This is a genomic window from Coxiella-like endosymbiont (genome assembly GCF_030643785.1).
In the GTDB taxonomy this organism is placed as follows: domain Bacteria; phylum Pseudomonadota; class Gammaproteobacteria; order Coxiellales; family Coxiellaceae; genus Coxiella.
In genome coordinates this window covers 470,232-482,176 of the sequence record NZ_CP094378.1, presented here as the reverse complement: position 1 = coordinate 482,176, position 11,945 = coordinate 470,232, and the positions used below count along the sequence as shown (strand labels likewise).

Genomic DNA, 11,945 nt, shown 5'->3' with positions numbered 1-11,945 from the left:
TTGCAATATAGTCTCACTCTTCTAATCATTTACAACAAGAAATGCTGCCTCTCCCTCCTTCTATGCGGTAACCCCCGTCCATTGATAATACATTACGATAACCCATTTTTTGAATATTATCTGTAGCAAGAGCGGAACGGAAGCCACCTCCGCAATACAAGACTAATTTTCGCTGATCATCAGGGATCACTTTATCGAGGTCTCTTTCAATGACGCCTTTCTCCAAATGAATAGCTCCCGGGAGGTGGCCCATTATCCCATTCGCTTTCTTCGCGAACATCGACAAGATAAAAGTCCTCCCTCCCTTTCCTCGATCATTTTTTTTAACGGCACATAGATATTCTGTTTCTTCCATATTAACTTTAGCAGCATCGGTGGCCCAATGCCACAAAACCAGGACTGTGCTATTTTTTTCATAGATTTTTCTTCTCTAAACTTCAATTTCAGCAAGATTTCCTTTTTTCTCTAACCACTTGCGACGATCTGCGGCCCGCTTCTTAGCTAACAACATATCCAAAAGCTGTTCCGTTTTATCTTTAGCTTTTACTATTAATTGAACTAAGCGACGAGTATCGGGATTCATAGTGGTTTCTCGGAGTTGACTGGGATTCATTTCTCCCAATCCTTTAAACCGCTGGATATTAATAGCGCCTTTTAATTTTTCAGCTTCGATACTGTCTAAAATACCTTCTTTTTCATCTTCGTCCAATGCATAAAAAATTTCTTTACCGATATCAATGCGATAAAGCGGCGGCATCGCCACAAACACATGACCTTTTTCTACTAAAGGATAAAAATGTTTCATAAAAAGGGCACAGAGTAGCGTTGCAATATGATAACCGTCCGAGTCAGCATCCGCTAAAATACAAATTTTTCCATAACGAAGACTTTCCAAATTAGAAGAGTCGGGGTCAACACCAATTGCAATAGCAATATCATGTACTGCTTGAGAAGCTAGTACTTGCCCGGCGCCTACTTCCCAGGTATTTAATATTTTTCCACGTAATGGCATAACGGCTTGAAAATTTTTATCACGAGCTTGTTTTGCCGAACCACCAGCAGAATCTCCCTCTACTAAAAACAATTCGCATTGCATGGCATCCGATAAAATACAATCTGCTAATTTTCCAGGCAAGGCTGGGCCTATGGTTATTTTTTTACGTTCTACTTTTTTGCTAATACACAATCTCTTTTGAGCATTAGCAATAGCCAGGTCGGCCAATGCTTTTCCTATTTCCACGTTGTGATTAAGCCATAAACTAAAAGCGTCATTTACCACTCCGGTCACAAACACCGAAGATTGACGCGATGTTAATCGTTCTTTGGTCTGGCCTGAGAATTGAGGTTCTTGCATTTTTACAGACAATACATAACGACACTGCTCCCAAATATCTTCACCTACTAATTTTAAATTGCGAGGCAACAATTTATGAATTTTACAAAATTCGCGCATTGCTTCCAATAATCCAGTACGCAATCCATTGACATGCGTCCCACCTTGTAAGGTAGGAATTAAATTCACATAACTTTCCGTAATACCTTCTTCCCCTTCAGGAAGCCAAGTAATCGCCCAATCCACCATTTCTTGAACTCCCGAAAAACTTCCTACCCAAGGCTCCTTTGGTAGATGTTCGCAGTCACAGACAGCATTCAACAAATAGGTTCTTAATCCTTCTGCGTAATACCATTTAAGGTGTTGTCCGGTGTGTTCGTCAGTAAACCGAACCATTAATCCAGGGCACAAAACTGCCTTTGCGCGTAGAATGTGCTTTAAAGAGGAGATGCTAAATTTGGGACTATCGAAATACTGAGCATCGGGCCAGAATCGAATACTGGTTCCTGTTTCTTGCTTACTACATGAATCGACAACATGTAATTTTGATATTTTTTCGCCATTCGCAAAATCCATTTGATAAATTCTCCCTTCCTTTTTGACTTGAACAATTAATTTTTTTGATAGTGCATTTACAACCGAAATACCAACACCATGCAATCCGCCCGAATATTCATAAGTTTTATTAGAAAATTTAGCACCCGCATGAAGACAGGTAAGAATTAATTCGACCCCGGAAACTTTATGTTTGGGATGAATATCAATCGGAATCCCGCGGCCATCATCAATAATTTCAAACGAGCCGTCTTTATAGAGAACCACTTTAACATTGCGCGCGAATCCCGCAATCGCTTCATCGACGCTATTATCAATAGCCTCGTGAGCAAGGTGATTAGGACGCGAAGTATCGGTATACATACCCGGGCGTCGCTTTACGGGTTCCAAGCCACTTAAAACTTCAATAGCCTCGGCCATATAGCCTTTTTTATCTATTTTTTGTATTGCTTTCGCCATTTTCTTACCTTTCCATTTTCTTACCTTTAATTAGAAGCTTTCAAATAAAGAGGCTTTCGAATAATTATTTGAACTGCATTTTATATTGCATCGAAACATGATCCACGTTATTGTGCTTAGTTTCTTGATACCCACTGTTTCTGAGCAGCGAGTAAATGATAAGTGGATTGTACTAAGCTTATGCGTTATCTGTATACTTTGTTGTTTTATACAGCTTTGCCTTTTCTCTTACTTCGAATGTTATGGCGTTCCTGGAAAATTAAAGGTTATCGCTATCGTCTTTTAGAACGTTTTGGATACATCGCTGCTCTGAATTCCAATGAAAAATCTCTCTGGCTTCATGCTGTTTCAGTGGGAGAAGTTATTGCCGCTATTCCGCTCATTAAAGCTTTGTTGGAAGGTTATCCGCAATATACTTTAGTAGTTACTACCACTACTCCTACCGGTTTCGAACAAGTTTATAAAACTTTTGGAGATCGAATTCACCACGTATATTTTCTCTATGATCTACCAGGCCCCGTTAATCGATTTTTAAACCGCATTCATCCGCAACTAGCCATTATCATGGAAACCGAACTTTGGCCCAATTTACTATATTATTCGCATCGAAAAAGAATTTCCATCCTCCTAGCGAATGCTCGCTTATCTGAACGTTCTATGCATAATTATCGGCGCATTGCTCAAGTTACCCGAAAAATGCTTTCACAGATCACGTGCGTTGCAGCCCAAAGTGATCTTGACGGCAAGCGCTTTCTTCAGCTTGGATTAGCTTCCAATCGTTTGCTCATTACCGGCAATATAAAATTTGATTTACACTTACCCGAATCCTTAATCGATGAAGGAAAAAGTTTACGGAGAAATTGGGGACTTCGTCCAACCTTAATTGCTGCCAGCACTCATGAAGGAGAAGAAATTATCATTCTTGAGGCCTTTCGCCAATTACGCCATCAATTTCAGGATGCTCTTTTAATTTTAGTTCCTCGTCACCCTGATCGATTTGATAAGGTGGCTCGTCTTTGTAAATCCACTGGTTTTTCAATCGCTAAGCGCAGTTTACATAGAATCCCCCATTCACACGCAGATATTTTACTCGGCGATACAATGGGTGAGTTGCGCTTGCTTTATGCAGCGAGCGATGTGGCTTTTGTAGGCGGCAGCTTAATTCCAATAGGGGGACACAATTTAATTGAACCCGCTGCGGTTCGTCTTCCCATTATTAGCGGACCTAATTTGCAAAATTTCGTGGCAATAAGTGATTTACTAAAAACTGCTAATGCACTGATAATTGTTTCTGATAGCAAAAACCTTTTTACCAGCGTAGCTCGATTATTTCATAATCCACAAGAAAGAAAAAATCTTGGAGAACGAGCCTACCAAGTCAGTACTGCTACCGCTAACATAGGAGCACTTGATCGGCATATACAATGGATTGATGCTGAATTAACTAGAGGACGCCTAAAAGGTAATAACAACAGGCCTTCCGAGCTATAAATAGCTACCCTTCATGAAGAACCTTTCCGTTACACCCTCAAATAGGGCATTCAAAAAGCTCTATCATTTCGGCACAGGCAGGTGTTGTTTTCAGTAATTGCCGGATTACTTCATCGTAGCGTAGCTAACGTTAATGAAGGGCCAGACACAGAACCGAGTCGGCGGCCCCACCATCCATATGGCTTTTCTTTTTTGCAGAGATTGTTTTGTACCAGTCTTTCTGATAAACAATCTTAAGTTTGAACGGTGTGTGCTTTTTCCTAAAGCTCTCTGCGTCAGACTTTTTACGAGAGGCCAATAATTGCACTACGAAATGGTGTCCTTTTGGAGTAATTGCAGCAACTTGGCGTTGATTGTTATGAGACAACCGAGGGTTGGAGCCTCATTTGCCTAAGGGGTTCCCTAACGTAGTATGTTGGGGTCTGGTAGGTTTTCCGCCTTGAAGGTGGGCAGTCGCCTTCCTTGCATTATTTAAGTTCTTGTTGGGCAAGGCAGGTAGTAACGGGTAGTTCGGTAGCATTTCGATAGCGTATTTATTCACAGTAACAGGTTTATTCACGTCAAATTTTAAGGATTTCCCTAGCCAGGAATTGATCTCCAGCAAATCTTGAGGACATAGAGTGCCAGCCTGTTGTTTTAAACTAATAATATTGATGATGTACGCATAACGGTCGCTAGCCCATTGTTGTTGAGCTTGATATAAATTCGTTACAGCATCCAATACATTCACTATCGTGCGTGTTCCTACCACATAGCCGGCTTGAGTGGCTTCTAGTTTATTTTGTGCAGAAACAATGGCCTGTTCATCCGCTTTAATTTTGCTAATACCAGAATCCACACCAAGATAAGCCTGGCGGGTTTGCTGTACCACCTGCCGATGGCTAAGATTCAGCTGTTGGCTAGCAGAGAGATAATTATATTCTTCCTGCCGAGTAGAATGGATCACATATCCACCCTGAAAAATAGGGAAATTTAAATTAAGACCACCACTCATTGTCGTTGTGGTCGTATTTATAAAACCAGCTTCAGCAGCGGGCGTAGGCCCGCTAAGACTAGGAGGAAAACCTTGTTGGTTGGTCCCATGTGTGATAACGCCAGTTAAAGCTGGATACCAACCTGCGGCAGTTTGTTTGACCAACTCCCGCTGTGCCAGCATGGTGTACAACTTTGATTGGATAGAATAACTTTGTCGCTCAGCAATTATTGTCCACGCATTAATATTCCTGGGATAGGGTATTACCAATGGGATTGTTTTTTTCAACCCAGCCAGTGATCTATACCCCCTTCCCGTGATGGCACGTAAATTTTCAAGTTGATTAGCCAAATTATTGCGATCCTGAATTTCTTGAGCCACTGCTTGGTCGTAGCTGGCTTGGGCATCATAAACTCCGGTAATGGCGATTAAACCCACTTTAAATTTCTCTTCCGTGGTTATCAACTGATGAAGAAAAGATTCTTTTTGAGCGAGTATGAATTGCAATTGGTCGTAAGCATTCAAGACATTAAAATAAGCTTGGGCTGTCCGAAACATTAAATCTTGAGCAGCAGCTATGTATGTAGCTGTCGCCGCTTTTACCGTAAGATGAGCACGGCTGATCGATTTCCAAGTGGCGTAATTAAATATCGGCTGGGTTAAGGTCACTAAATAACCATTTTGGTTAAAATACCCACTCGCACTATTCGCACTATTAGTAGTAGTAGGACCCAAACTAATTCTCTGATGAGTTCGTGTAAGTGATCCAGTGATCGTCACATAAGGGAATAAACCGGAGCCCGGCGCACCAGTTCCTGACATTGCAATGGGTAAATCTTGCTGAACCGATAACCAGCCCGCGTGTGCTTTTAAAAAAGTGGGATCTTTCTCTAATGCTTGGCAATAAACTTGAATAAGATTATCTGCATAGAGGGACGGCATAATTAAAGAAAGAAGAACCGCAGTGAAGTCAATGAGTTTTCTTTTCATAAGATTGTCTAATAGTTCTTAATGCTCGCGAGTACCATCTCATGATAATAATCACTAACAAAACGAGCCCCATTATGCTATAAATCCACACAGCTTAGCAAACCATTACTTTACCGTATCGTATATAATGGGAACAAATCAATCAATTATCGCACGTAAGTAAGAAAAATACCCAGAAAAATGAAAAACCCCACCCAATTATTATTGCAAAAGGCTTCAAGACACCGCTTTGGCTCTCGCCCTCGGATTAAAACATGCTGGTAAATCATTAATCCAAAAGCTGCCACCAATCCTAAATAAAATAAATAATTAAAGCTTAAATACCAACCCAAAATACTAAGCGTAATCAACATACCCATTTGTAAAAGTGCGATAATGATTCGATCATAATTTCCCAATAAAATAGCAGTTGATTTTACACCTACTTTAAGATCATCTTCCCGATCCGCCATTGCATATTGCGTATCATAAGCAATGGACCATACCACAGCCGGAAGAAACAACAACCAAGCAATTGCAGGGACGTTCCCTTGTTGAGCAGCAAAAACCATCGGGATACTCCAGGCAAATGACATGCCTAACCATAATTGGGGCAGATAAGTAAATCGTTTTAAGAAAGGATAAATAACAACAAGCAAAATTCCTAAAATCCCTAATTTAAGCGTTAGACGATTTAATAGCAAAACTAAAACGAACGCAATAAAACATAAAAAAATAAATAGCCCTATTGCCTCCAGAAGACTCACGACTCTGATAGCCAGCGGTCGATCTTGAGTACGGCGGATATATTTATCGAGATTGCAATCCGCAAAGTCATTGATTACGCACCCTGCGGCACGCATGATAACAACGCCGAAAATAAAAACACTTGCTAGCTTTAAGGGGGATGACCATGGGTAGCAATCCATAGCGCCCATAATGTGGGCCACAGTAATAAAAAAATCCCGATAGGTTTATCAAAACGCATCAAATAAAAATAATGAGGCAGTTGTCGGCGCAAATTAATCGTTATCAATTGGCACATTAGAAAATAAAATTGGCAAAAATATTTCACTTACGAGCAAAGAACTTCCACCAAAATAAAATAACGAACGTCGAGTCCAAATTGCCGCTCTTTCATTATGCCGAGAAAAGTATTTTCAAAAACAGTCCGTTCTTTTTCTTGGGACATTTCAAACACATCACGGGTGAGTCGGTGTTGAATGCGGACTAAGGTGAAGTGACGCAAACGTTGCGTTAAGGAGCCGGAATACATTATTAACCAATCCCCCTCATAGTCTGACTATAGCGCGTTGGGGAGTCTCATGTTGTTGGTGCCATGAGAATTGTAGATTCATGACCCGACACTAGAAGATGTTGCCTCCCCAGTCAAGAAAGAGAACGAGAATCCTACACTTACGCATGAGAGATACTGTGACATCATGGGACCACTTTCGAAAAAAGGCAAATGCAACCATGGCTCGCGTGAAAATCTGGAAAGGTAGAGCCATGAAGGGTGTATCCTCTCGGAAATAAGACATACAGTAGGCAAAGTGTACTCCCTCCTCTTTTCCGTTTCAACAGGGTATTGGGGAAAATACAGTCATTCCCCCTCCTTTACGAAAAATTTGGAAGGTTCCCGGTAAAGGGTATTACAAACTCGACCGATATCCGAACACTAGTCTTTGCTGCCTAAAACGAGGGCGATCCCCAATGAACCAAATACCCGTCCTTATCGTAGGCGTCATAAGCCTGAAGGCCCCTAAATTTACTATCACTAATTTTTTATTAGTTCGAGTTCGCTTGATAGTAGCTGGAAAGGGCGACAAATCTAAATAGTTTATTTCTGATAAGTTAGTGGGGACTACGATCCAACTACGAAAACTTAAGGGAGTATTTGGTTTTCGGTTAAGGCGCTTAACCATTTCACGCTCGGCGCTCATTGGGAAACAATTGTGACCATATATCTCCGGATCTCCGAGCTTTACAGGCACGAATTCAAAACAGGCACGAATTCAAATTTAGAATAGGCACAAAGATGTGCACCATAATAGCGCCCGTTGGCGTAATTATGATCAGTACTGGAGACGTTAACGGGCTCTTGAGTTTCCAAGCAGCTGTTAGCTAAGATTAAGGGAGTTAAGGGAATCAAAATTAACTTACTTAATTTTCATATTTTCTCTTTCTCACAACTGAACTATTTCCCGCTTCTTCCTAAATACATACTAAAAATATATATTTGATATATTTGTTTTAGAATTTGTAATTCATATTATCTTGAAGGTAATTAAGATATACTGTTACTCAACGTTACTCTTCACTGTACGATGGTTACAAAATGAAAAATAGAAAATGGAAAGAAAAGAGGACGGAGTACTATGACAATATTTCCTGACACCATGAAAAAATCCATTAGTATTTACTATCAAATGTTACACAGGTATTTGCCACAAACGGAACAAATCACCAAGCTCACTCAATTGAACCTGAAGAACAACCTCGAAACTCTTCGAAAAAAATTGCACTTTATTGTACCGGTTACTTAATATTGTACCGATTACCTAATTGTAAAGGATATTGAAAGAAACCTAAATAGTGGTAGTGCAAGTTATTATTCCTATTCGGGAGTAGGACATTTTGCTTAATATTTAAGAGAATTTTCAGAAAATTACGAAATTGAAAACAATCGCGTCATTCATCGTTCACAAAAAGCCTCACGAGCCTTGGTTCAAGCTATTCAATTATTGACCTTGCCGCGCAATCAACTCACAGAAGAAATTAAAGAAAAATTAGCCCATTGCAATAAAGTAATTTCTACTTTTAGGTTGGAAGAGGAGCGCGAGTTACACAAAATTACTTTAAAAAAATACGATTCGTAAACAGCAGGAACAAAATACAGTATTTTACGTTCTATCTTGCATAATTTTCAAGAGTATATGCAAGAAGTTAATTCTTAATTTCACTTAGAGAAATTATTTATGGATATTAATTTTGCTGATCATCTCTTCGTAGCATTTGTAGAACGGATTAACAGCGCAGTCCCTTATTCAAGCAGCTTGAACCAACTAGAATTACAGAATACACACTGAACGTTAATCTTAATTTTATACGCGATCTGGCATGGACAAAATCAACGTGGTCGGCTGCTACGGCAAGATTTAAAGAAATTACTTTCCTCTGTCCATTCTTGGCACGGATCCATTCGATTGGCGCTGCAAAGATCGATTAATACTTTTAAGCATGGTAATTTTAAGCAATCACAAGAATTACAAGAAATTCTTTCGATTGAATTAAAACTAATAAGCCTATTTAGACCACCAAGCTCTGAATATAGTGCTACCCTTCTTAATCCAGGGTCATTACCTCAAAATCACCTCTAACGCTCGATTAGCCAATGGAACTCGTATTATCTCAATCAATAAGTGAAGGCGTTTTATTTCAGCAGGGAAATGAATATTATCGATTAACTTTTAATGAGTTATCCTTAATAAAGAAGCCACCTAGCGAATTTTCTGCCAATTCAAAAAAAACAACCGCGCGCTACCCCACCTCTGTAAAACTAACAATTTCAAAAACCATTGCTCAAAAAACTGCATCTTCAACCGATGTTAAGGAGCTCCACTATTCTTTAGATGAGATTCTCCTCTTGGAATTTCCTATCACCAATTACAACAGTATTCGCATCAAAATCAGTTTCCATAAGGAAGATTTATTTTCACTTTCTAAAGAATATTGATTAGATGGAAATGCTCTTTATTATTCCTATCTACGTGATCAGAAAAGGTGGTATGAATTATTGTACAGTCACTTTGACACAAAAGAAGAGGCTGCTTTAGCTTTAACGAAACTAGCGAAATAATTTCCTAAGGAAAAACTCCAAATTGTTAGTCTCACCACTATTCAAAATCGTATTAAATCAGCTGGAAGCCATTTATTCGATCAATTTATCTCTTTTTTCTATTTATTACTATTGACAGGCTGCTCCAATCAGACGTATTAAAATCATTACCTATCTATCGTGGCAACCAGGCAAAAGTCAACCAAACGCTCTTTATTCTTGATTCCGAACCCCAACAATCTGAGCTACAACAAGCAAAGCAGAGCTTACCCGACAAAAAGAAAATCTTGAAAATATTATCAGAGGCGAGCGCTAGATAATATTTAGAGCGTATTATTGCTCAACGTGAACAGGCTATTGCCGACATCACTTATGCAGAGCAAACGTATATTCGCTTTTTCAAAAGCTTTATCAAGTGAGGGCCATTTCTAAAGATGAACTTGACTAAGCAGCTACTGACTATAAGGCGAAAAAGCAATTAGTTAAGCAACACGAAGCGAATTTAATAGAAACTAATTAGGGTGAAAGAAAACATGCTATTCTCGCCTAGCAGGCTTGCGTAGATGCTGTACAGGCGAATTTAATCAAATTAATTTGGCAACTTGATCAAAAGACTGTGTGGCACCACCTCCTAGAGCGGAAAAAATTTTTGATACCTTCTTTAAAGTTGGTGAATAGTGCTTACAGGAGAACCTGTTACTGCTTTACTTTCCGCAAATAATATTAAAATTAATTTTTTATATACCAGAACCCCTATTGAGCCAGTTAGGATTAGGTAGCTTCGTCGATTTTAAATGCGATAGCTGTGGAAATGCATTAAGCAAAAGTCACTTATATTTCTCCAGGAGCAGAATATACTTCATCAGTGATCTATAGTGAGAAATTACGAGCAAAATTAGTATATCGTGTTGAACGTTTCATTCCTAAAAATGAAGCTCTTCGCTTTCATGCCAGACAACCCGTGCAGATATGTGTAAGAATGGAAAAACATCATGACTAATCCAACTTATGCCATAGATGTTAAAAATTTAAATAAATCATTTGATGGAATTAGAGCCGTTATTAACGCTTATTTACAAGTCAAAAAAGGAGAAATCTTTGGTTTCCTAGGAGACCTAAAGAGGTAGAAAACGGACGACTATTCGTGTGTTACGCGGTCCTATTAGTTTCCGATTCTAGCTCCGTACAATGCCTATGTTATGATGTTATTACAGAATAATCAGAAATTAAAAGACAATCGAGATACATGACGCAACGTTTTAGTTTGTATGAAGATCTAAGTGTGGCAGAAAATTTAAATTTCGTCGCAAGATTATATAGAATGAAAAATCGCAAAACTCTTATGAAACGAAGTATTAAGGCATTAGGGTTAATGGATAAGAGCGAGCAATTAGCAGGAACATTATCCGGTGGTTGGAAACAACGTCTAGCTTTTTCTTCAGAACTAATTCATCGTCCCAAATTATTGCTATTAGACGAACCAATCGCGGGAGTTAATCCTATAAAGCTCGTCGCGAATTCTACGATCATATTAATTATTTAGCGAAACGAGAAATTACAACGCTAGTTATTACCCATTATATGGATGGAGCTGAACGATGCATTCGGCTTGCTTACATTGCTTATGACCGCATACTCGCTTAGGGTATTGCTCATTTAATTATTGAAGATTCCCATTTATCGACATGGAAAATCTTTGGAAAAAATCTCGTAGAATTAGCAGCAAAATTAAAGACCTTACCCACCGTAGACTTAGTTGCTACCTTTGAAAGTGCTTTACATGTCAGTACAGCACCAATCAACCAATTAGAAAAAAGCAATTAGAAAAAAGAATTCTCCAAATGTAGCATGATCGTTTAACCTTTACCATGAATATCGGTATTCCTCTAATTCAACTAATCTTATTTGGTTTTGCCATTAATAACAATCCTAAACATTTACTGACAGCTCTTGTAAGCGAATACCCTATTGGCTGAAGGTAAGGTGTTATTCATCGTCAATATTCCTCCTGATTTCACACGTAAATTAATTCTTCGCGGCTTACGACCACAAATTTCAATTGAAGGGGATGCCAGCGATCCATTAGTAGTAGCGGCCAATGAGCGGCAGTGCCGAAATTAACAACAACCGTTTTTTTAATCCTCTCTTTAAAGCACCTCTTGAAAATCTCCGTGCTTCTACACTGCCTATCGATCTTGTTCTTCATCAAAAATATAATCCCGAAAATAATTACCCAATATAATATCGTTCGAGGTTTATTAGGGATAATTAACAATGATAATGGTATTAATCACCAGTTTAGCCAATACCAGAGAACGCGAACGGAG

8 protein-coding genes and 4 pseudogenes are annotated in these 11,945 nt (G+C 39.1%); 6 read left to right on the top strand and 6 right to left on the bottom strand.

The annotated features are described in order from the left end of the window. Window positions 1-25: 25 nt before the first annotated feature. Together MRH55_RS02485 and parE are read right to left on the bottom strand one after the other, a co-directional pair. A pseudogene (locus MRH55_RS02485) lies at window positions 26-299 on the bottom strand (rhodanese-like domain-containing protein); the annotation flags it as partial. A 131-nt stretch (window positions 300-430) separates the two neighbouring features. Continuing rightward, window positions 431-2,347: a DNA topoisomerase IV subunit B gene (gene parE / locus MRH55_RS02480; protein ID WP_304985885.1), complete on the bottom strand. Its 1,917-nt coding sequence runs from the start codon at window positions 2,345-2,347 to the stop codon at window positions 431-433. 162 nt (window positions 2,348-2,509) lie between these two features. Between parE and waaA the strand changes: the two genes are divergently transcribed. Then, complete coding sequence (waaA, locus tag MRH55_RS02475) at window positions 2,510-3,838, top strand: lipid IV(A) 3-deoxy-D-manno-octulosonic acid transferase (RefSeq protein ID WP_304985884.1); 1,329 nt, start codon at window positions 2,510-2,512, stop codon at window positions 3,836-3,838. 529 nt (window positions 3,839-4,367) lie between these two features. Here waaA and MRH55_RS02470 read toward each other — a convergent pair. The 4 genes and pseudogenes from MRH55_RS02470 to MRH55_RS02460 form a co-directional block, all read right to left on the bottom strand. After that, window positions 4,368-5,801: pseudogene (locus tag MRH55_RS02470) on the bottom strand (TolC family outer membrane protein); the annotation flags it as partial. A gap of 146 nt (window positions 5,802-5,947) precedes the next feature. Then, window positions 5,948-6,825 (bottom strand): annotated as a pseudogene (gene ubiA / locus MRH55_RS02465) (4-hydroxybenzoate octaprenyltransferase). Then, complete coding sequence (locus MRH55_RS07630; RefSeq protein WP_369421483.1) at window positions 6,803-6,907, bottom strand: hypothetical protein; 105 nt, start codon at window positions 6,905-6,907, stop codon at window positions 6,803-6,805. Before MRH55_RS07630 ends, ubiA begins: the two are co-directional and overlap by 23 nt. Then, window positions 6,856-7,056, bottom strand: coding sequence for a hypothetical protein (locus MRH55_RS02460; RefSeq protein ID WP_304985882.1), 201 nt, complete (start codon window positions 7,054-7,056; stop codon window positions 6,856-6,858). The genes MRH55_RS07630 and MRH55_RS02460 overlap by 52 nt, the downstream gene beginning before the upstream one ends. 1,447 nt (window positions 7,057-8,503) lie before the next feature. On the opposite strand from MRH55_RS02460, the gene MRH55_RS02455 reads away from it, so the two are divergent. The 5 genes and pseudogenes from MRH55_RS02455 to MRH55_RS02440 all read left to right on the top strand — a co-directional run bounded on the left by MRH55_RS02455 (window position 8,504) and on the right by MRH55_RS02440 (window position 11,739). Then, window positions 8,504-8,659, top strand: a complete 156-nt coding sequence (locus tag MRH55_RS02455; protein ID WP_304985881.1) for a hypothetical protein — start codon at window positions 8,504-8,506, stop codon at window positions 8,657-8,659. 515 nt (window positions 8,660-9,174) lie between these two features. Next, window positions 9,175-9,516 (top strand): hypothetical protein, encoded by a 342-nt coding sequence (locus tag MRH55_RS02450; protein ID WP_304985880.1) that lies wholly within the window; start codon window positions 9,175-9,177, stop codon window positions 9,514-9,516. 57 nt (window positions 9,517-9,573) lie between these two features. Then, a pseudogene (locus MRH55_RS07625) lies at window positions 9,574-9,639 on the top strand (hypothetical protein); the annotation flags it as partial. A gap of 1,225 nt (window positions 9,640-10,864) precedes the next feature. Continuing rightward, window positions 10,865-11,161 carry an ATP-binding cassette domain-containing protein gene (locus MRH55_RS02445; RefSeq protein WP_304985879.1) on the top strand — a complete coding sequence of 99 codons (297 nt, stop codon included), beginning with the start codon at window positions 10,865-10,867 and terminating at the stop codon, window positions 11,159-11,161. Window positions 11,162-11,586: 425 nt separating this feature from the next. After that, on the top strand, window positions 11,587-11,739 hold the full coding sequence (locus MRH55_RS02440; protein WP_304985878.1) for a hypothetical protein: 153 nt from the start codon (window positions 11,587-11,589) through the stop codon (window positions 11,737-11,739). Window positions 11,740-11,945 lie beyond the last annotated feature (206 nt).

Excerpts from the sequence above, each read along its gene's own strand:
- parE (WP_304985885.1), bottom strand. The coding sequence starts at position 2,347 with ATGGCGAAAGCAATACAAAAAATAGATAAAAAAGGCTATATGGCCGAG.
- MRH55_RS02450 (WP_304985880.1), top strand. The coding sequence starts at position 9,175 with ATGGAACTCGTATTATCTCAATCAATAAGTGAAGGCGTTTTATTTCAG.
- MRH55_RS02445 (WP_304985879.1), top strand. The coding sequence starts at position 10,865 with ATGACGCAACGTTTTAGTTTGTATGAAGATCTAAGTGTGGCAGAAAAT.
- MRH55_RS02460 (WP_304985882.1), bottom strand. The coding sequence starts at position 7,056 with ATGTATTCCGGCTCCTTAACGCAACGTTTGCGTCACTTCACCTTAGTC.